Origin of the sequence: Agarivorans litoreus, from assembly GCF_019649015.1 — a bacterium.
Lineage (GTDB): Bacteria > Pseudomonadota > Gammaproteobacteria > Enterobacterales > Celerinatantimonadaceae > Agarivorans > Agarivorans litoreus.
Window position 1 is genome coordinate 3651673 of record NZ_BLPI01000001.1, and the last position, 19388, is coordinate 3671060.

Annotated in this window: 21 protein-coding genes; 2 read left to right on the top strand and 19 right to left on the bottom strand. The window is 46.7% G+C overall.

Features of this window, described 5'->3' with window-relative positions; translation table 11 throughout:
* Positions 1-75: 75 nt before the first annotated feature.
* Complete coding sequence (locus tag K5L93_RS16800; RefSeq protein ID WP_220720858.1) at positions 76-687, top strand: porin family protein; 612 nt, start codon at positions 76-78, stop codon at positions 685-687.
* Here K5L93_RS16800 and K5L93_RS16805 read toward each other — a convergent pair.
* The 19 genes from K5L93_RS16805 to lolB form a co-directional block, all read right to left on the bottom strand.
* Positions 660-1904 (bottom strand): MFS transporter, encoded by a 1245-nt coding sequence (locus tag K5L93_RS16805; RefSeq protein ID WP_220720859.1) that lies wholly within the window; start codon positions 1902-1904, stop codon positions 660-662. The genes K5L93_RS16800 and K5L93_RS16805 overlap by 28 nt on opposite strands.
* Positions 1904-2557: a DapH/DapD/GlmU-related protein gene (locus K5L93_RS16810; RefSeq protein WP_220720860.1), complete on the bottom strand. Its 654-nt coding sequence runs from the start codon at positions 2555-2557 to the stop codon at positions 1904-1906. Before K5L93_RS16810 ends, K5L93_RS16805 begins: the two co-directional genes overlap by 1 nt.
* Positions 2558-2573: 16 nt before the next feature.
* Positions 2574-3326, bottom strand: coding sequence for a phosphonate metabolism protein PhnP (gene phnP / locus K5L93_RS16815; RefSeq protein ID WP_220720861.1), 753 nt, complete (start codon positions 3324-3326; stop codon positions 2574-2576).
* The gene (phnN, locus tag K5L93_RS16820) at positions 3323-3925 is read right to left on the bottom strand and encodes a ribose 1,5-bisphosphokinase (protein WP_220720862.1); all 603 of its coding nucleotides are present in this window, start codon (positions 3923-3925) and stop codon (positions 3323-3325) included. The genes phnP and phnN overlap by 4 nt, the downstream gene beginning before the upstream one ends.
* Positions 3925-5061, bottom strand: a complete 1137-nt coding sequence (gene phnM / locus K5L93_RS16825; RefSeq protein WP_220720863.1) for an alpha-D-ribose 1-methylphosphonate 5-triphosphate diphosphatase — start codon at positions 5059-5061, stop codon at positions 3925-3927. Before phnM ends, phnN begins: the two co-directional genes overlap by 1 nt.
* A 4-nt stretch (positions 5062-5065) precedes the next feature.
* A complete protein-coding gene (gene phnL, locus K5L93_RS16830; protein ID WP_220720864.1) occupies positions 5066-5767 on the bottom strand; it encodes a phosphonate C-P lyase system protein PhnL in 702 nt (233 codons plus the stop codon).
* Positions 5768-5791: 24 nt separating this feature from the next.
* Positions 5792-6616 carry a phosphonate C-P lyase system protein PhnK gene (phnK, locus tag K5L93_RS16835; protein WP_220720865.1) on the bottom strand — a complete coding sequence of 275 codons (825 nt, stop codon included), beginning with the start codon at positions 6614-6616 and terminating at the stop codon, positions 5792-5794.
* A complete protein-coding gene (locus K5L93_RS16840; protein ID WP_220720866.1) occupies positions 6600-7499 on the bottom strand; it encodes an alpha-D-ribose 1-methylphosphonate 5-phosphate C-P-lyase PhnJ in 900 nt (299 codons plus the stop codon). Before K5L93_RS16840 ends, phnK begins: the two co-directional genes overlap by 17 nt.
* Positions 7486-8607 (bottom strand): carbon-phosphorus lyase complex subunit, encoded by a 1122-nt coding sequence (locus K5L93_RS16845; protein ID WP_220720867.1) that lies wholly within the window; start codon positions 8605-8607, stop codon positions 7486-7488. The genes K5L93_RS16840 and K5L93_RS16845 overlap by 14 nt, the downstream gene beginning before the upstream one ends.
* On the bottom strand, positions 8607-9206 hold the full coding sequence (gene phnH, locus K5L93_RS16850; protein WP_220720868.1) for a phosphonate C-P lyase system protein PhnH: 600 nt from the start codon (positions 9204-9206) through the stop codon (positions 8607-8609). Before phnH ends, K5L93_RS16845 begins: the two co-directional genes overlap by 1 nt.
* Positions 9206-9676: a phosphonate C-P lyase system protein PhnG gene (gene phnG, locus K5L93_RS16855; RefSeq protein ID WP_220720869.1), complete on the bottom strand. Its 471-nt coding sequence runs from the start codon at positions 9674-9676 to the stop codon at positions 9206-9208. The genes phnH and phnG overlap by 1 nt, the downstream gene beginning before the upstream one ends.
* Entirely contained in the window at positions 9673-10371 is a 699-nt protein-coding gene (phnF, locus tag K5L93_RS16860; protein WP_220720870.1) for a phosphonate metabolism transcriptional regulator PhnF, read from the bottom strand. The genes phnG and phnF overlap by 4 nt, the downstream gene beginning before the upstream one ends.
* 11 nt (positions 10372-10382) lie before the next feature.
* The gene (gene phnE, locus K5L93_RS16865; protein WP_016401278.1) at positions 10383-11171 is read right to left on the bottom strand and encodes a phosphonate ABC transporter, permease protein PhnE; all 789 of its coding nucleotides are present in this window, start codon (positions 11169-11171) and stop codon (positions 10383-10385) included.
* 69 nt (positions 11172-11240) lie between these two features.
* Positions 11241-12248, bottom strand: coding sequence for a phosphonate ABC transporter substrate-binding protein (phnD, locus tag K5L93_RS16870; RefSeq protein ID WP_220720871.1), 1008 nt, complete (start codon positions 12246-12248; stop codon positions 11241-11243).
* 26 nt (positions 12249-12274) lie between these two features.
* Entirely contained in the window at positions 12275-13099 is an 825-nt protein-coding gene (gene phnC / locus K5L93_RS16875; protein WP_137672766.1) for a phosphonate ABC transporter ATP-binding protein, read from the bottom strand.
* 555 nt (positions 13100-13654) lie between these two features.
* Positions 13655-14869, bottom strand: a complete 1215-nt coding sequence (gltS, locus tag K5L93_RS16880) for a sodium/glutamate symporter (RefSeq protein WP_220720872.1) — start codon at positions 14867-14869, stop codon at positions 13655-13657.
* Positions 14870-15433: 564 nt separating this feature from the next.
* Positions 15434-16375 carry a ribose-phosphate pyrophosphokinase gene (locus tag K5L93_RS16885; RefSeq protein ID WP_220720873.1) on the bottom strand — a complete coding sequence of 314 codons (942 nt, stop codon included), beginning with the start codon at positions 16373-16375 and terminating at the stop codon, positions 15434-15436.
* Positions 16376-16443: 68 nt separating this feature from the next.
* The gene (gene ispE / locus K5L93_RS16890; RefSeq protein WP_220720874.1) at positions 16444-17322 is read right to left on the bottom strand and encodes a 4-(cytidine 5'-diphospho)-2-C-methyl-D-erythritol kinase; all 879 of its coding nucleotides are present in this window, start codon (positions 17320-17322) and stop codon (positions 16444-16446) included.
* Positions 17303-17896, bottom strand: a complete 594-nt coding sequence (gene lolB, locus K5L93_RS16895; RefSeq protein WP_220720875.1) for a lipoprotein insertase outer membrane protein LolB — start codon at positions 17894-17896, stop codon at positions 17303-17305. Before lolB ends, ispE begins: the two co-directional genes overlap by 20 nt.
* 204 nt (positions 17897-18100) lie before the next feature.
* On the opposite strand from lolB, the gene hemA reads away from it, so the two are divergent.
* Positions 18101-19351: a glutamyl-tRNA reductase gene (hemA, locus tag K5L93_RS16900; RefSeq protein WP_220720876.1), complete on the top strand. Its 1251-nt coding sequence runs from the start codon at positions 18101-18103 to the stop codon at positions 19349-19351.
* Positions 19352-19388: the final 37 nt, after the last annotated feature.

A 19388-nucleotide genomic window follows, 5' to 3' on the forward strand; every position in this document is an offset into this window, starting at 1 on the left:
TCTTGGTGTTCACTAAGTGGCGTGGCAAAATGCCGCCTTACCCTCATAAGAAGTTGTTTAGTTAAAGGACTCAACATGAAATTACGCCTCGCTGTTGTTGGCGCTGCTATGTTCGCTGCTCTTCCTGCTCAAGCCGATCTACTAGGTTTAACACTGGCTAGCCATATCGCTCAAACCAATACTGACCCAAAAGCCTCGTCGGCTTGGCAAGGTGATTTAGAGCTGCGTTTTAAGCATCCTATCCCGCTAATTCCAAATGTGGCAGTAGGTGCTAACAAACGTAAGCAAGGTGATGCGGCAGATGGTTCTAGCTACCAAGGTGAGTTGTATTACAACTTGTTTGATACTGCAGGCCTTTATCTAGATTTGGGTGCGGGTTACGAGCGTTGGGACAGTGCCAACACTGCCTTAGCTGGCTCTGATGACGGTGAGCAAGTATACGCTGTAGGGCGTGTGGCTTGGCGTTTCCCTGGTTCTGGCTTAGGTTTGGAAAGTGATTTAAAACTGTCGCTTACCGATGAAGATTACAAAGCTAACCGTTTCCGCGCGGGTGTTAACTACGAACTGTTTGATTTAGTGGCGAGCACCATTGATATCTCTGCGGGTTACCAGTACGAAGATATTGCAACACGTAGCTACAGCACCAGTAATAGCGGCGCTTACTTAGGTTTAGCTGTTAACTTCTGATAGCGAGTTATTTTGGCAGTTTGTTGCAAACAACAGGCTGCCATTGCTACAAACCCTAGGCCTGCACTAAGGCTGACTAAACCAAAAATACCCTGCTGCTGATTTAACTGCCAAGCAAAAGCACCAAGAAACGGGGCACTTGCGCTGGCGAGTAAATAGGGCACGGCCAACATTCCCGATATCGCTCCAAAACCTTGTTCACCGAGTAATTGTTTGGTTAACACTGGCCGCAAAATACTGGTCACGCCATAAGCACTCCCTTGTAACACGACAAACAGCCAAATAAGGTGCTGAAGTTGTTCGAGTTGCCACAACAAACCGGCGGCAACGAGCAAACTGCCAAAACACAGCATGGTTATAAGGGTATTCGATAGTCGTTTATCTACACTGATCATGGCGATGCGCCCAAGTACTTGCATTGGGCCAATCATCGCCATGACTAATACGGCATTATCTGCGCTAAAGTTGAGAGCGTGCATGCTTGGTAACAAAAAGTTGACTAATACCGTATGGTTAAGTGCGCTAAGTGAAAAGGCTAAGGCAATAAACCAGAACACTGCGTTTTTAAGCTGAGCATTTGGCGCGCTCGATTGCTGAGTGCCTGCGATGGCTTTCGTTTTGCGAAGCGCTGAGCTTTGGGCCCCTTGAATTAACTTGGCGCTAATAAACAGCAATGGAGTAGCGATGAGCAAAACAATCAAGGCCAAACTCACGGACGTTATTCGCCAGCCTAAGAGGTCGATAAGGTAATGGCAAAGTGGAAAGCTTAGGGTACCTGCAAAGCCAGCATATAAGGTGACCTTGGTGATCGCCGATTTAGCGTTGTCCCCGCGATAACGGGTAAGAAAAGCAAAACAAGGTTCGTATAAACACCCTGCGCTAGCGCAGCCTAGCACTAACCAAGCAACATAAAACTGCCATAAGCTCTGCACCTGGCTAATCGCCAGCAAAGCTATTCCGCCCAGCAGAGCGCTGCAGCTTAAAACCCTTGGGCCAAACCCTTTGTCGATTAACCGGCCAATAAATGGCGAGCAAAGTGCAGAGGCGACTAAGCAAATCGTGAATGCTAATGAAACATCAGCAATCGACCAAGTAAGCTGCTGATGCCAAGTGAGCAGCATGGCAGGAAAGCTATAGTAAAGGCATGCCCAAAGCAGTGTTTGGGCAATGGCCATTCCATGAGTGGCTAAGCGAACTTTCGTTTGGGCTAGTGCCACTAAACGCTTTCGCTTAACAGTTGTTTCTCATAATGCTCTAGAAAGCTTAAGCAGTCTTCTTGGAACAAGGGTAGAGCCTCGGCAAGCTTTTCATGCGACCAATCCCACCAGGCGAGTTTTTCTAGGCGCTCGCCAGTGCTTGGTTCATCAAAGCGCGGCCTTAATACCTTGGCAGGGTTACCCACTACGATGTGCCAAGCGGGTACATCTTTAGTAACAATACTGCCAGAGCCAACAATGGCGCCATTACCAATGTTTACACCCGGCATAATAATCGCGCCGTGACCAATCCATACGTCGTGACCAATCTGCACTTTGTTATTTGCGCGCCAATCAAATACTTGTTTGTCTACCGTTGCTGCCATTCCATACTTTTGCGGGCGGTAGCTAAAGTGGTGCAGGCTTGGCCGCCACCACGGGTGGTTGCTGGGATTTACCCTTACGCTTGAAGCAATAGAGACAAACTTTCCTACTTCGCATAAAGCAATATCTACGTCGTTTTGGGCGTAGCTGTAATCTCCAAATTGCACGTTGTCTAATAGGCAGCGCTCGCCAATTTCAGTCCAGCTGCCTAGCTCAGAGCTGGTTATTTTACTGCTATTAGCTACGCTGGGCTGGCTGTTTAAATTTGCGCCGGGGTCTACTATCGCCATGGTTATTCCTTTGAAGTTATAGGCTTAGGCATAATTCATCATGCCCAACCAGCACATTGCTGGATAAGCAGTTGGGGTGTTGCATGAGGTATTCGTCTAAATCGTGGCCAATGTGAGTGAGCACCCAAGTGCTGTCTGGCAGAGCATGCGCTAACTCAAGTACGTCGCTAAGATTATTGTGATTGCCCGAACGATGCAGGGGAGAGTTGCTGCAATCAATCACTACATATTTTGGCGGCTGGCGCAGCAATTGTTGCCAGCTTTGGTCTGGGATCCCTAAGGTATCGGTTAAGTAGGCAATCCGGCCATTTTCGCTGGTAAACAAGTAGCCTAGAGTAGGTTTTGAGTGATTTAACGCTAGGGGAGTTATGTTGATACCTGCTAAGGAAAAGCTATGTATGGCCTGCCTAGCTGGCTGAAAATCTAGTAAACCAGGGTGCTTAAATAGGTCATCACACCCTAAGGGATCATCTGGGTGATAAACCGGAATTGGCTCGGCCACTCCCCAGCGTAATTCAAATAAAGCTTGTACATGATCCATGTGAAAGTGGGTGAGTAACATGGCATCAATAGACCCAGCTGGAAAGCGGGTTTGTAACTGCGGATGGTTGGCGTCGATGAGTATTCGTTGGCCGTTTACCTCTAGCACCGCTGAGCAAAGCAATCTTGCTTTGCTGGGGTCTAAGCTTGCTCGCTGGCAGGCGAGGCAATCGCAGCCGTAAACTGGGCAGCCTGTTACATTACCGGTGCCAAGTAGGGTTAGTTTCATTGGATATATAACTCGGTAGTTTCGGTTTCAATGTATTTGAGCAGTTTGCTCACTGTGCTGTCTAGATTGCGGTTGTTGTCTAAGCGCCAACACTTTTCTGGTAGAGAAGCCTGATATTGTTCGCTGCGGTGCAGCCGTGCTGAGATATCGTGTTCAGATTCACGACCGCGCTTGCGCAGGCGTTCGGCCAATATGCTGGGGTCTACTTCTAAGGCGATTATTCGCAAGCGCTCCCCAAATAACTCTTCAGCTAAGGGGATCTGTTGGCGAGAGCCGTTGAAAAGCACCGAGAACCCCATGCTCAACCAAGTATTTACTTCGTTACCCACTGCGTAATTGCAGCCATTGGCCTGCCAGTCCATCGCAAATAAGCCGCTGTGTTTACGATGGGTGAACTCTGGCACGCTTAAGGCAATGTGATTTTCACCGCTATCATCTACCGCGCGGGTGATGTAGCGATGAGCAATCAGCAGGTTGCTGTCCGCTTGCAACTGGCTACGTAAGCCATTAATTATGCTGTCTTTACCTGAGCCAGAAGGCCCCACCAAGTAAAACAACTTGGCTTCGCCGTTTAGTTCACTGGCAGTTAGCGAAGTCATCAAAATACTCGCTCTCCTTCACGCCATACTTGCAGTACTTGCAAGCGCTCATCATTGGGTTTGGCTAATACCAAGTCGGCCCGTTTACCCTCACAAATACTGCCTCGGTCGTCCATGCCTAAGGTATGGGCTGGAGTTAGGCTAACCATTTGAATGGCCTGACAAAGATCGTAGTTGTTATCTTCCATGTTAGCCACCATATATGCGGCATCGAGTAAACTGGCTGGGTAGTAATCAGACGACAAAATATCCAGCACACCTTCGCGAGCCAGCTCTGCCGCGGCTACGTTGCCAGAGTGAGAGCCGCCACGCACAATATTTGGTCCGCCCATCATTACTTGTAAACCCGCTTCATGCGAGGCTTTAGCCGCAGCAACAGTGGTAGGGAACTCGGCAACGGCACAACCTAATGATGCAGACTCTAGGGCGTGTTCAAGAGTGGCGTCGTCATGGCTGGCTAAGGCAATGCCTCGCTCGCGGGCAGAGGCCGCTATGTGTTTGCGATTAGCGTCTGACCACTGCTCGGACGCAGCAGTTTGCTCGGCTTCAAATGCTGCCATTTCTTTATCGTTTAAGCCGTATTTGCCCATGTAGTAAGTGCGATACTTTTCGCTGTCTACAAATTGGCGTTGGCCAGGTGTGTGATCCATTAACGACACCATGGCTACTGGCCCCTGTTCAACCAAAGTTTCGAATATGTTGGCGGTATCAGCATTCGGCAGTTCGCAGCGCAAGTGCAGCATGTGCTCGGCCCGATTAACGCCGCGTTGCTGGCTATTCACAATGGTGTGTAGCATCCGCTCAAGGTTGGCAAGGCGAGTGCCGTGGTCGTTAATGTAACCTAATGCAATGGCATCAAGCACGGTGGTGATACCGCTGGAAATCATTAAGGCGTCGTGGCTGGCCATGGCCGAACCACTGGGCCAGCTAACCTTAGGCCGTGGGGTGAAAAACTTCTCTAAGTTGTCGGTATGCAATTCAATAAGGCCTGGCAGCAGGTAAGCGCCGTCGCCATTTATGGCACTGCTGTGCTGGCTTCGGGTATCACTAAGCGCCACGATGCGGCCTTCACGAACTTCTAGTGACCCTGTTACTACTTCATGTTCCAGAACCATATTTACATTGGTAATAATCATCACACTATCCTGCTAATTGTGCTGCTTGTTGCATGTTGTGTAAGCGGTCTGCGACTAAATCGCGCACCCAAACATCGTGAAATATGCCAACAATGGCTGCGCCGTGTTGCTTGGCGGCCAATATTAATTCAACCACTTGCTGGGCGTTGTGTTTGTCTAGTGAGGCGGTTGGTTCGTCTAGCAACAATATTGGGTAATCGAGGGCGAAACCGCGGGCAATGTTGACCCGTTGTTGTTCGCCACCAGAGAAGGTCGCGGGTGCTAGACTCCATAAGCGCTCAGGCACGTTTAGGTGGCTTAATAAGGTTTCGGCTTTAGCTTTGGCTTGGCTATCGCTAATGCCATTTTCTAACATCGGTTGCATTACGATATCTAAGGCCGATAAACGTGGAATAACCCTTAAAAACTGGCTTACCCAACCAATGGTATTGCGGCGTAACGCAATAATTTCTCTTGCTTGAGCGGTAGCTAAATCTAGCCACTGCTCACCTTGGCTAATCAGCAGTTCACCTTCATCAACTTGATAGTTGCCATAAAGGGAACGTAATAGGCTAGATTTACCAGAGCCTGAGCTGCCGTTAAGCACCACACACTCTCCGGCAAAAATCTCTAGATTTTGCTGGCGTAAAACTGGTAAACGCGCAGCCCCTTGATTGTGTAATACAAAGGTTTTGTTGATGTTTTTAGCGATCATGACGGGTTTCATGATGAATCCTTGTAAGCTAGGCGTTTATTGTTGAAGAACCGATGAAACCAACAATTGCGTGTAGGGGTGACTAGGGTCATCCAATACTCGGTCGGTAAGGCCGCTTTCTACCACTTGGCCTTGCTTCATCACCATGATTCGGTGCGCCAACAACCTTGCTACCGCTAGGTCGTGAGTAACAATAACCACTGCGAGTTGCAGTTCGGTGACGAGATTACGAATTAAATCTAATAAACGCGCTTGCACCGATACATCTAAGCCGCCAGTAGGTTCGTCCATAAATACCAAACGCGGATGAGTAACCAAATTGCGCGCGATTTGCAGGCGTTGCTGCATGCCGCCGGAGAAGGTAAGAGGCATGTCGTCAATTCGGCTTTGATCTATTTCTACCGCTTTTAGCCAAGTGAGTGCTTGCTGGCGGATCTCGGCGTAATTGCGCCAACCGTTTTCCATTAAACGCTCGCCAATGTTGCCGCCCGCCGACACCCTTGGGCGAAGCCCATCTAGTGGGTGTTGATGCACAATGCCAAAGTTTTGTCTGATTAAGCTGCGACGTTCCGCTTCACTAATTTGGTATAGCTCTGCAGTGTTGCTATCGCTTTGAAAACTAATGCTACCGGTTTGTGGAGCAAGGCGACCCGATAAGGTTTTGAGCAAGGTCGTTTTACCAGAGCCCGATTCACCCACAATGGCCAACACTTCTCCGGGATAAAGGCTTAAGTTCACGTCTTCAAAGCCTTTGCCTGGCGCGTACAGCATGCTCAAGTTTTGGGCTTGGAGTAGGGCAGGCTCGGCTTGGTTCGCGGCGTTTGCGCGAGGTTCTTCAAGTTGCTTAGCTAACTGAGTCATGTTCAGCTCCTAGTTGCGCGGCTTGTTGCTTTTGGCAGTAGTCGGTGTCTGAGCAAATGAACATGCGTTGCCCTTGGTCGTCGATCAGCACTTCATCAAGAAAGGTGTCGTGGCTACCACATAGGCTGCAAGGCTCATCCCACTGCTGAATGCTAAAGGGGTGGTCGTCGAAATCGAGGCTGTGCACATCGGTGTAGGGAGGAATGCAGTAAATGCGTTTTTCTCGCCCAGCGCCAAAAATCATTAAGGCTTCCGATTGATGTAGCTTTGGATTGTCGAATTTAGGAATTGGCGATGGGTCCATAAGGTAGCGCCCATGCACCGTTACCGGATAAGCGTAGCTGGTGGCGATGTAGCCATACTTCACAATGTCTTCGTACAGTTTTACCTGCATCGATCCATATTCTTCCAAAGCGTGCATTTTTTGGGTCTCGGTTTCACGCGGTTCAATAAAGCGCAGCGGCTCGGGAATAGGCACCTGAAAAACCAGAATTTGGTTATTGCTTAGGGCTTGTTCTGGAATGCGGTGGCGGGTTTGAATAACACTGGCTTGTTCGGTTTTTTCGGTAGTGGCAATGTCGCAAACTTTGCTGAAAAAGTGACGAATAGATACCGCATTGGTAGTGTCGTCGGCGCCTTGGTCAATCACTTTAAGTACGTCTTGCTGGCCGAGAATCGAGGCACTAAGCATAATGCCGCCGGTTCCCCAGCCGTAAGGCATTGGCATTTCGCGTCCACCAAAGGGAACTTGATAACCAGGAATGGCGACACCTTTTAAGATTGCGCGGCGGATCATCCGTTTGGTTTGCTCGTCTAAGTAAGCAAAATTGTATTGCTGGCTACTATCATCTAGTGCAGTAGCCTGTTGGCTAAAGCTGGTCATGGCTGGCTCCTTGCTGGCGCATTTTTCGTAGCAGTTCAAGTTCCGATTGGAAGTCGACGTAATGGGGCAATTTAAGGTGAGAAACAAAGCCGGCGGCTTCTACGTTGTCGGCATGGGCTAGCACAAACTCTTCATCTTGCGCAGGGCTGCTTACTGGCTCGTTATAGCGCTCGGTTTGCAATGAGCGATCGAGTAGGGCAACCGCCATAGCTTTGCGTTCGCTAAAGCCAAAGGCTAAGCCATAACCTCGGGTGAAGTGAGCGTCTTTATCTTGTGGGCTAACAAAGCCATTTATCATTTCACATTCGGTGAGGGTAATGCTGCCTATTTCAACCTCAAATCCCAACTCTTCTGGGCAGATTTCGATGGCTACTTCGCCGCTACGAATCTCGCCAGCAAAGGGGTGGTTACGCCCATATCCACGTTGGGTGGAGTAGGCCATAGAGAGTAAAAAACCTTCGTCGCCGCGGCTTAGTTGTTGTAAACGCGCAGCCCGTGAGCAAGGGTAACTAATGGCTTGCTGAGTAATGTCGGCGGGTTCTGCGCCACTGTCTGATTCAGGCTCGGCTAAACCTTGTTGTTCTAGCAACGAAAACACCTTGCTAAACGCTTGCTGCTTGTTGCTAGTTAAGGCTTCATCTTCGCTTGGGGTTGGTTGCGAGATTGAGTGTTGGTTTGGTTGACCTTGCTCCGCTTGTTGCTCGGCCAATAAGCTGAAATCTAATAGGCGGTGGCTATAGTCGTAGGTTGGGCCTAACTGCTGCCCGCCCGGTAAATCTTTATAGGTGGCCGAAATTCGCCGTTGTACCTGCATGTTGCCGGTGTTTAAAGGGAGACAAGTGGCTAACAGCGGTAACGTAGTGCGATAGGCGCGAAGTAAAAAAATGGCTTCTATTTGGTCACCGCTGGCTTGTTTGATTGCCAGGGCCGCCAACTCACGGTCAAAAATGCCGCCTTCGGTCATAACTCGCTCTACCGCTAAGCTAAGTTGTTGGCTTATTTGCTCAACGCTAAGCTCGGCAACATTGATGTCGCCGCGGCGACGTTTAGCTTGCAGTTTATGGGCTGCGGCAATGGCTTTTTCGCCACCTTTTACTGCTACATACATTAGCGTAACTCCAGCTTAGTGGTGCGACTAATCGCCACCAGTGATTGTTGATGACAAAACATAAAATCGAGACCCAGTGGAAAGCGGTGGCTCGGCTTTAGCAGGTAATCAACTAAGCTGGTGCTTAGCTCGCCTAACTGCAGGTCAAGCTTATGTTTGATGCCTGGCCCAGATAGTTGAAAGACTGGCCCGGTGCGCAAACTGTTGGTTTGAATTAACACGGTTGCGCTTTGTTCTGGGCTGGAATCTGTACCGGCTTTTAGCTGGCTTAAATCCAGCTCTTCTTGGGCGTCAACTACAACAAAATCGGCATGATTAATGGGCGCCGGGCTAAGGCCGTTATGAAAGGCTAAGTTGTGTAAGGCTTGTTCAATTGGCTGTTCTGAGTTTTTTGCTAAAGCAGCGCTTAGGTAAAGCGCAGTTTGCTGGTCACATAAACTCATAATAACTTGGCTAGCAGCGGCATTAAGCGGCGCAAAACCTAAGTGGTGTTCAAGTGTTATTTGGCTGCCTGGTTCACTAAGCGCTTTGAGTATTTGTCTAAAACACTGTTGAGCGTTGTGTACGCTGTTTGGAAAGCCTGCTTCAATTGTTTGCATTAGTCTTCTCCTCGAACCACAGTGAAGAAATCTACTTTTGATTCTGCTGCTTGAGCGGCAGTTTTTGCTTGTTCAGCTTGTTGTTGCTCAGCCAAAGGCTGAATCACCGCTTCGTGTAAACTGGGCGCATGCTCGCCGTTTTGCATTAAGGCATCAATTAAGGCTGAAAGCAGGGCGTGTTGTTTGGCCCGTCCACGTAAATAGCCGTAGCCTAAGGTGCCATCGCTTAAGCGCACAGCAGCGCGAGTGATGGTGGTATCACCTAAGTTAAAGCGTTCGCCATTGCCACCGACCCGGCCTTGCAATTTGGCTAAACCGATCTCTGGTTGGCGAATAATTTCACATTCTGGATCTAGCTTTAGCTGTTGCCAGCGACTAGATAAGTCTTGATAAGAAGCCTTGGCTAATACTGCCATCCAGTGTTGGCGCGCGGCTACATCTGCCGTTTGGGTAGATTGTTGGGTAGTCATTGGGGGTGCTCCAAGCTTAGCTCTACGAGCTCGGCTCTAATATGGGAGATTGAAAATTCGAAAGGCTGTTGCTGCTGGTCTACGTTAACCGTTTGTAGGGTTAACAAGGGCGTGCTGCCATCAATTTGCAAACAGGCGCAGTCTTCTCGATTAGCCATTTGCGCACCCACTACCGTGTGGTGTCGGCGTAATTCAAGCTGGCAATGCTGTTGTAAAAAACCGTGCAGTGAGCCCTGCTGATATTGGCTTAAGTGATTTTCATGCTCGCCCATGCGCAAGTGGTGAAAAACAATGCTAATGGGCATTTGGTCGATGAAACGCAATGTTTTGAGCTGCAAAATGGGGCTGGCTAATTCAATGTTTAATCCTTTAGCCACCTGCTGATTGGCGTTGGCGCGGCCAAAGCTTAGTACTCGGCTAATCGGTTTTGCTCCGGCATTTAGCAAGTTGTCGGTAAACTTGGATCCGGCATGAAGTGGGTAGCGAACCGGTTTGCTTAATACCATTACCCCTTTACCTTGCTGGCGCAGTAACCAACCTTTAAGCACGAGTTCGTCGATGGCGCGACGCAAGGTGTGGCGATTTACTTGGTAGCGTTCTGCCAAGCGTTGCTCGGGCGGCAAGTATTGGCCTGCTTGGTAAGCGTGGCTAATTTCTTTTTCTAGGCTTAGCGCGATTTCTTGGTAACGGGGCATCTTAAGCTCGCTTAAATAAACAGTTTTCTAACGCGTTGAGAGATAAAGTCGAGCAGACTTACGGTGACGACAATGATGATCATCACTGCGCAGGTTTGGGGAAACATAAAGCCGCGAATACTTTCCCACAGAATTACCCCAATGCCGCCAGCGCCTACCATGCCTACAACGGTGGCCGAGCGAACATTCGATTCGAAGCGGTATAAGGAAAATGAAATCCACAGTGGCAGTACTTGCGGAATGACTCCATAAACAATTTCTTCCAGCTTGTTTGCGCCAGTAGCTCTTACCCCTTCTACTTGGCCGGGATCGATGGCTTCTACAGCTTCCGAAAACAATTTAGCCAGCACGCCCGTGGTATGGATAAACAAGGCCATTACACCAGCAAAGGGGCCTAAGCCAACGGTAACCACAAACAGCATGGCAAATACCATTTCGTTAATTGCTCTGGCTGCATCCATTAGTCGACGCATAGGCTGATATACCCAAGCTGGAACCATGTTTTCGGCACACATCAAACCAAAAGGAACTGATAAAAAGATTGAGAAAATGGTGCCCCAAATGGCGATGTGCAGGGTCACTAACATTTCTTCGAGGTAGTAATTAATGTCGGTAAAATCTGGTGGAAAGAAATCACTGGCTAACTCGGCCATGTTGCCAGCATCGTTATAGATCTTCATCGGGGCAATTTCGGCGCCTTGCCAGCTCCAAGTTAAACCGGCGATGGCGATGGCCCAAAAAAGTAGGCTTAACCAAGATGGTTTGGAGTTTTGGTTAAGAATTGCGGCTTCGGTAGTCATTTAAGGTTCTCAACATGTCTAGATAAGTAGCCTAAAGAAAAGCTGGGTTTGCACCCAGCTTATCGTTCGCTATTGGGCCATTGCGGTAATGGCGCTTTGCTGGCGATTTAAATCAGCAAGTTGGGCGTCAATTACTGCTAGCTCAGCGGCTTTTTCGGCTTTCGACAACTTGGTGTCGTTTTCAGTAACAATGCGGTTTTTGAACAGTACCAATTGACGAATAGGTAGTAGTTGCAAATCGCTAGAGGCTTTGAACGGGGCCCACTGTAACGCTTCTAATACTGCTAGTTCTTGAGCATCACCAGTGGTGCCGTACTCCATGAAGAAGTCATATACTTCGCCTTTCACACTTTCTGGTAGGTTTTTACGCCATACAATTGGGTCTGAAGGAATAAGTGGTGACTTCCAAATAACTTTTAACTGCTCAAACTTTTTAGGTGCAGTAATTTTTAAGCGGTCCATGTTTTCGGTGTTGCCGGTTGCTACATCTACTTGTTTCGCTGCAGCGGCTAAAGCGTTCGCTTCGTGGCCAGAGTTCATGCTGCGTTTGAAGTCAGACACTGAAATGTTGTTTTGCGCAAACACGTAGTACGAAGGTACTAAGAAGCCAGAGGTTGAGTTTGGATCGCCGTTACCAAAAGTAAGGTCAGCACGTTTGGCGATAACATCTTCAAGGCTGTTAAGCGGGCTATCTTTATGCGTAACTAATACACTCCAGTAGCCAGGGTTACCTGTAGCATCAACGGTTTGGGCGAAGATTTCGCCACCGGCGCGGTCTACTGCTTCCATGGCTGATTTGTTGCCATACCAAGCTACGTCTACTTTATCGAAACGCATGCCTTGAATGATGCCTGCGTAATCTGGAGCAAAAAATGCTTTTACCTTGTAACCGGTTTTCTCTTCCATCGCTTTTAAAAACGGTGTCCAAGTGGTTTTTAAGTTTTGCTGAGACTCAGTAGAAATAATCCCAAAGTTGATGGTGTCCATCGCTTTTTCAGCAGCTGAAACCATGGTTGAACTTAACGCTGTCGCAACAACTGCGGTTGCAAAGGCTGTCTGCTTGATTAGCTTTAACATGCCATCTATCTCCTTGTTAGTTGGGTTTAGGCCATCTGTGGCCAAAGTTGTGGTACTGCTTGGTCTTGGTTTTCGGTGGTTGTTAGTTGAGCTTGCGAGCCGTATAACGCTGCAAGTTTGGCTTCGTTTAATTGCTCGCTAGGTCCGTCGTAAAATACTTCGCCAAGTTTTAGCGCCACAACACGTGGGCAATAACGTTTGGCGTAGTCAACTTGGTGTAAGGTCACCACTACTGCGATGCCTTCTTGTTTATTGATGTCGGTGAGTATTTCCATCACGATGCGCGACGACTCTGGATCTAAGGAAGCAATCGGCTCATCGGCTAAAATGATCTTGGCGCGTTGCATTAAGGCGCGAGCAATCGCTACGCGTTGTTGTTGTCCGCCAGATAGTGTTGAAACGCGCTGTAAAGCAAATTGCTCAAGGCCTACGCGTTTTAAGGCCGCTAAGGCTTGGCGCTTTTGCTCAAAAGTAAAACGGCCAGTAAGACTACGCCAGCTAGGAGTTGCGCTTAGTGCGCCAATCAAAACATTTTGCAAAACGCTAAGGCGTGAAACCAGATTAAACTGCTGGAAGATGTAACCTGTTTGGCTGCGGCTTTTACGCACAGTGTTACAAAACTTGCCGTCACGTTGCACTGGCATGCCAAGAACTTCGATGTAGCCTTTGCTGTTTTTGTCACTGCTAACCAAGCCATTTAAGTGGCGTAATAGAGTTGATTTTCCTGAGCCTGACGGCCCAAGTAATGCCACCATTTCACCTTGCTGAACACTTAAATCTACGCTTTTAAGGGCGTGGTTGTTTTCAAAGTGTTTGTTCAGCTGCTTGACTGTGATTACTTGATTGTTCATTACAGGATCCTGCCGTTGTTTTGAACAATAACTTAGGCTTGTAATGTGACAGTTAGCTTATCTAGACATGTCAGTTGGGTGACTTATTTGTGGCGATTTGGTTACAAAGCGTTCAGGGCTTACTAGCAATGCGGGCTAGATGATTGTTCAGGATAACTGTATGAGTGTTAAGTTATTAATAATGGTGTATTTCCTCATAAGCGATTTTGTACTGTTTGGCTAGTGAGGAAGCTAGTCTTGGTTTGCGTTGGCTCTAATCACCAACGTTTTCAGATGTGGTTTAGCTTTGCTTTATTTAAGGTTGTGATCATTGGAACAGCAAGTTTGAGTCACAACATCGGTTGTTCCAAGGCAATTGCGCCTCAGTTAGCTCAAGCCTTGTGATTTGCTACTAATTGGGATTTTTTATATCCCACGATCTGAACGCTTAGTTAATTACCTTAAGCGATCAGATCGTAAAGATGTTTATAGCTTGAAGCTGTTTAGAAACAGCCTCGAGTTGATAGTTTTACTATAAAATAATAAACAGAGTTTAACCAAACAGTGTCCCTCAATTTACATTCCTACAAAGTAACTAATCACTAAAGCATTAATTAGATCAACAAAGAAGCCACATACTAATGGCACAACGATGAAAGCCTGAGGGCTGGCGCCATAGCGATTGGTTACAGCGGTCATATTCACAATAGCTGTTGCCGTTGAACCTAGTGTGATTCCTCCAAAGCCAGAACACACAACAACAGCGTCATAATTACGCCCCATAAGGTAATAAACAACCAGTACTGTAAATAATAAAGAGACTAGGATCTGTATAGCCATAATCACAGAGATGTAGGTAAATAAGCCATCTAAATCCCAAATGCGAAGTCCCATCAGTGCCATTGTTAAAAACATACCTAGGCAAATGTTCGAGATCATCGCTAAGCCTTTGCGACCTTGCTCAATTTTTATTTGTGTACGACGTTTAGAAAACAGTGCGCGACCAATGTTACCGACCAAAATACCGGCAATAAGACAACTAACAAACATGGGGAGTTTCAAACCAATTGCCTCAATAGCTTCACTTACGCTATATCCAAGCATGAGTGTAACGTTGAGCCAAAGCCATGCCCAAAGCACTCCATAATGGCTCAATTCAACACGTTCTTCACTTTCATGAAAAGAGCCAATGGTCACGTCATTCTCATTAGACGGAGCTATACGGTGTTTTGCCAATAAGTAATTGGCTATAGGTCCGCCGATAACACAGGCTGCAATTAAGCCTACCGTGTTGGAAGCAACACCTAGTTCAAGTGCATTACTGATCCCGAATTCTTCTATAAACGTTGGTGCCCAAGCTAAGGTTGTACCTACTCCACCAATTAAACTCACTGAGCCAGATAACAGGCCTGCTTTTGCGTCCATTCCAAATCCAGAGGCGACCGCCATGCCAACCAAATTTTGAATTACAATGAAGCTGGCGGCTAAACAGAGCAAAATGAAGAGTGGTCGCCCACCATTTATCAGCGTTTTAAAGTCGGCTTGTAAACCAATACCGGCAAAGAAATAGAGGAGCAAAAAATCTCTTACATCTAAGCTAAATGTTATTTGAATATCAAACAGATAATAAAGTGCTGCGACAGTTGCTGCGCATACAAAACCTCCAATGACAGGTTCTGGTAAGGAATATTTTTGCAGCACGGCTGAACGCTCAATGAAGCCTTTACCGACAAAAAGAAGTGAGATAGCAATCGTAAACGAGAGCAATGGTGGTACAAGAGTTTCTGTCATAACGAAATTATCTTCCTGATTTGAAGCTGTTAAATAAAAGAGTATCCATACATCTTAATTGTTGTTTTTGTCTAAGACAGAGTTGAACTAAGTCTGTCTATTGCTTTTATTCTGCGGGTGTTTAATTGTTATTTTATACAATATCTACCATTAGTCCATTGGTTGACTGCTGCTGAAGATCATTGCCATGGTTAGACTAGTCTTAAAATCCTTATTTACAAGAACTTAGAGCTATTAATTAAAATAGCAGAGTGATCATTGGTATAAAACGAGATGAGAGGCTATTTCAAGCACTTGCATATTGTTTTAAATGTTGGTTAATGAGAAATGATATGCGCTAAAAAATTGCTAGAGCTAATACAGGGCGTTTGAGAGTGATAGAATCTTTTGAAGTGTTTGTGGTAGGACCTTGTAACTTGCAATATAACGAGCATATTCGCCAAAAGCCGAATTTTCACGCTAGCTTTAAGTGTAGTCATTTGCTCGAGTTATTTATAAATAATGTGCATTAAACAAAAAAGCGAACCACTTGGTTCGCTTTTTATTTATCTTTGCCAATGTTGTTTAAAACATTGCAGAAATAGATTCTTCGTTGCTTACGCGACGAATAGCTTCAGCAAGCATTGGCGCTAGAGATAGTTGACGAACCTTCTCAACGTTACGCATTTCTTCACTAAGCGGAATAGAGTCTGTAATAATTACTTCGTCTAATGCTGATTCGGTAATGTTGTTTGCAGCATTTCCAGAAAATACTGGGTGAGTAGCGTAAGCAAACACACGTTTAGCACCTTTTGCTTTAAGTGCTGCAGCTGCCTGACAAAGTGTTCCGCCAGTATCAATCATATCATCAACCATGATACAGTCACGGCCATCAACATCACCAATAATGTTCATAACTTGAGCCACGTTTGCGCGAGGACGACGTTTGTCGATAATTGCTAAATCGCTGTCGTTTAACATTTTAGCTACTGCGCGAGCACGCACCACACCGCCGATGTCGGGTGATACTACAACTGGCGATTCCAAGTTTCTGTCAAGCATGTCTTGTAGCAATACTGGGCTACCAAATGCATTATCAACAGGTACGTCGAAAAAGCCTTGGATTTGCTCCGCATGAAGGTCAACAGTTAGTACACGGTCAACACCTACACTTGATAGGAAATCGGCCACTACTTTTGCTGTAATTGGCACACGCGCACTGCGCGGGCGACGATCTTGACGAGCGTAGCCAAAGTAAGGAATTACTGCAGTAATACGACCCGCAGAGGCACGACGTAGAGCATCAACGATAACAATCAGCTCCATCACGTTGTCGTTAGTTGGAGCGCAAGTGGATTGGACAACAAAAATGTCTCCACCACGAACGTTTTCATTGATTTGTACACTAATCTCGCCATCACTGAATCTACCTACAGATATATCACCTAGGGTGGTATAGAGGCGGTCAGCAATACGCTGGGCAAGTTCGGGCGTGGCGTTACCGGCGAAGAGTTTCATGTCTGGCACGATGGAAACCTCAGATTTATCGGGTCAAAAGAGCGTTACGTTTTTTAAGTTTGAAAGAATGAAATTTCTTAAAAACCTGCTGTGTTTACGAGTGTTTTTTCGTTAGCCAATTGCCGATGAAGCGGCGACTGGTTACAGGCTTTACACACAAAACCAGAAATATTTTTAGGGCGTTGATTCAGCACTGACAAGGCTTCACGCTCTGTTGCAAAGGCGGCAAAAACACATGAACCTGTTCCTGTCATCCTCGACGGCGCGTATTCTACCAACCAGCTAAGAGCTTGTGCAACCTCCGGATAAACTTTAGCCACAATTTCTTGGCAATCATTTTGCCAATTATCGTTCAAAAGCTGCTGCCATGTTCTTTTAGGCGTATTTCTTGGCAACTCTGGGTGGCCAAATACACTTTGCGTAGAAACATGCACCTCGGGATGCAAAACAACATACCAAGGTTCATCAATGTCTACTGCTTTAACTTGTTCTCCTACACCTTCGGCAAATGCACTATGGCCATGAATAAAAATAGGCACATCGGCGCCAAGTTGCAAACCTAGCTGGGCTAACTCGGTTAAGCTCAAATCGCATTGCCATACGCGGTTTAGCACTAATAAGGCCGTTGCAGCATTTGAAGAGCCACCGCCAATACCGCCACCCATTGGTAGTTGTTTGTCTAGTTTAATATTCGCGCCTTGGCTAATAGCGCAGTGTTGCTGTAGCAAACGCGCAGCTTTTACAATTAAGTTATCTTCGGCTGGGAAATCTAGTTGGCTTTGTAAATTAATTACGCCATCGTCTGTTAGCTGAAAATAAAGCTGGTCACAACAGTCAATAAATTGAAACAGGGTTTGTAAATCATGGTAGCCATTGTCGCGCTGACCTGTGATGTATAGAAACAGGTTTAACTTGGCTGGTGAGAGCCATGGGCCGCTAATGGGGTGTTGAGTCATTAATTTGCCACTTGTGAATATTTAATTTTAGTAGGTTGTCGGCCGAGCGAAGTGTTAGCTGACGGGGCAGGGTATGTTGGTTATATTGCCCATAGTTTAAGTAATCAATCTTCCATTGCTCTTTAGTGGTGAATTCGGCTAAACGGTTTTGAGCATTAAGCTGGTAATCATTTTGAGTTGGAATGCCAAGCAACCAAGAGGGAAGTTGTTCTACCGGTACTTGCCAACCTGTTAAACGGTATACCAACAATTGCGCATCGCTGCCTTGGTACTCTTCATCTTTGGTTTTTACCCATACTTTGCCTGGTTGGTAGTGCAACTCGATACCTTGCATGCCAAGTGGCCCATTAATACGCAGCACACTTTTATTGTTGTTTTGTTGCCAGAATAGGTTGGCGGCTTGCCTTTCATTGTCATTAATAAAGGCTATCTTGCCGCTTAGCTGCCAATTTTTTATCTGTTGAAGTTCGCTTAAGTGCTGGCCCCATTCACTGTTTTGCGTAGTAATGGGCGGAGGAGAGGTACATGCGCTTAGGCCAAGTACCAAAATGAATAGAGCAGCTAGATGACGCACAGCAATTCCGATTGTTTTTTTGCAGTATAAAAGTTCAAGGTAGCGGCTGTAAATTGCTTAAAAGCAAAGATGTGTCGCTTTAGGCGATAAATATTAGCTAATCAGGCGCGGCTTAACGTGCGAGTTTCTTTTATTTAGCCCTATATTCCCGTACAATTTGCTTTTTTACCCCATTAGGAAAAGGCGCAACAAAGCCCCACTACGATGACTCTGCAAGTCTTAGGAATCAATCACAAATCGGCTCCCGTTGGCCTGCGTGAAAAAGTCGCGTTTAGTCCAGAACAGGTTAACCAGGCTTTAAGCCATGCTAGTACTCAGCTTGGCGTAGAGATGGTGATCGTATCAACCTGTAATCGTACCGAGCTTTATTGTAACTTAGGTGAAGTAAGTTGCGATGATGTTGTGCAATGGTTGATTAGCTATAAGGGCTTAAATCAGCAAGAAGTATTACCTTGCCTTTATAAATACCAACAGCAGCAAGCTGTGGCTCATCTGATGAGGGTAGCAAGTGGTTTGGACTCGTTGATTTTAGGCGAGCCGCAAATTCTGGGGCAAATAAAACAAGCCTATACTGAGTCACGCGAAGCGGGGTCTGTGGGGAGTGTATTGGAACGTTTTTTCCAACGCGCGTTTTCTGTTGCTAAGCAAGTGCGAACAGATACCGATATTGGAGTAAACGCGGTGTCGGTGGCTTTTGCCGCGGTAAGTTTAGCCAAACAAATTTTCGATGATTTAACTCACTCAAAGGTATTGTTAGTGGGAGCTGGTGAAACCATAGAACTGGTTGCTAAACACCTTGTAGACCAAGGCGTAAACAAACTAATGGTGGCTAACCGCACCGTGTCGCGGGCTAAAACTTTGGCCGACCGTTTTGGCGCTGAAGTGATAACCCTAAACGAAATACCTAATCATTTGGCCGAGTCAGACATTGTAATTAGCTCTACCGCTAGCCCGTTACCGATTATTGGTAAAGGCATGGTTGAAACCGCACTTAAAAAACGCCGCTTTCAACCGATGTTTTTGGTTGATATTGCAGTGCCACGAGATATAGAAGAACAAGTAGGTGAGCTGCGCGATGCTTACCTTTACACGGTGGATGATTTGCAAGGAATTGTTGAACAAAACATTGCATCACGCCAAGAAGCAGCTGAACAAGCTGAGTTTATAGTAGAAACGCAAAGTGAAGACTTTATGGGCTGGTTACGCTCTTTGGAGTCGGTCACCACCATTCGAGATTATCGTAGCCATAGCGAGCGCGTTCGCGACGCTGCTGTTGAAAAGGCCCTTGAGTCTTTGGCAAATGGTAAAGATCCCGCCACGGTGATCCGCGAAACTGCGTTTCAGCTTACCAACAAACTTATTCACGCTCCTACCGAAGCCATTAATAAAGCTGGTCGAGATGGCCGATTTGAAGAGCTTGCGGTAATACGAGAGGCCATTGGCCTTAGAAAATAACCCGATTGTGGTCGATACTTCGTTGCTAGCGTTAGCA

Excerpts from the sequence above, each read along its gene's own strand:
- K5L93_RS16845 (WP_220720867.1), bottom strand. The coding sequence starts at position 8,607 with ATGTATGTAGCAGTAAAAGGTGGCGAAAAAGCCATTGCCGCAGCCCAT.
- hemA (WP_220720876.1), top strand. The coding sequence starts at position 18,101 with ATGACTCTGCAAGTCTTAGGAATCAATCACAAATCGGCTCCCGTTGGC.
- phnG (WP_220720869.1), bottom strand. The coding sequence starts at position 9,676 with ATGACTACCCAACAATCTACCCAAACGGCAGATGTAGCCGCGCGCCAA.
- phnM (WP_220720863.1), bottom strand. The coding sequence starts at position 5,061 with ATGATTATTACCAATGTAAATATGGTTCTGGAACATGAAGTAGTAACA.
- phnE (WP_016401278.1), bottom strand. The coding sequence starts at position 11,171 with ATGACTACCGAAGCCGCAATTCTTAACCAAAACTCCAAACCATCTTGG.
- ispE (WP_220720874.1), bottom strand. The coding sequence starts at position 17,322 with ATGACTCAACACCCCATTAGCGGCCCATGGCTCTCACCAGCCAAGTTA.
- K5L93_RS16840 (WP_220720866.1), bottom strand. The coding sequence starts at position 7,499 with ATGACCAGCTTTAGCCAACAGGCTACTGCACTAGATGATAGTAGCCAG.
- gltS (WP_220720872.1), bottom strand. The coding sequence starts at position 14,869 with ATGACAGAAACTCTTGTACCACCATTGCTCTCGTTTACGATTGCTATC.
- phnP (WP_220720861.1), bottom strand. The coding sequence starts at position 3,326 with ATGAAACTAACCCTACTTGGCACCGGTAATGTAACAGGCTGCCCAGTT.
- phnD (WP_220720871.1), bottom strand. The coding sequence starts at position 12,248 with ATGTTAAAGCTAATCAAGCAGACAGCCTTTGCAACCGCAGTTGTTGCG.
- K5L93_RS16800 (WP_220720858.1), top strand. The coding sequence starts at position 76 with ATGAAATTACGCCTCGCTGTTGTTGGCGCTGCTATGTTCGCTGCTCTT.
- K5L93_RS16810 (WP_220720860.1), bottom strand. The coding sequence starts at position 2,557 with ATGGCGATAGTAGACCCCGGCGCAAATTTAAACAGCCAGCCCAGCGTA.
- phnL (WP_220720864.1), bottom strand. The coding sequence starts at position 5,767 with ATGAAACCCGTCATGATCGCTAAAAACATCAACAAAACCTTTGTATTA.
- phnC (WP_137672766.1), bottom strand. The coding sequence starts at position 13,099 with ATGAACAATCAAGTAATCACAGTCAAGCAGCTGAACAAACACTTTGAA.
- phnN (WP_220720862.1), bottom strand. The coding sequence starts at position 3,925 with ATGACTTCGCTAACTGCCAGTGAACTAAACGGCGAAGCCAAGTTGTTT.
- phnK (WP_220720865.1), bottom strand. The coding sequence starts at position 6,616 with ATGACTCAGTTAGCTAAGCAACTTGAAGAACCTCGCGCAAACGCCGCG.
- phnF (WP_220720870.1), bottom strand. The coding sequence starts at position 10,371 with ATGCCCCGTTACCAAGAAATCGCGCTAAGCCTAGAAAAAGAAATTAGC.
- phnH (WP_220720868.1), bottom strand. The coding sequence starts at position 9,206 with ATGCAAACAATTGAAGCAGGCTTTCCAAACAGCGTACACAACGCTCAA.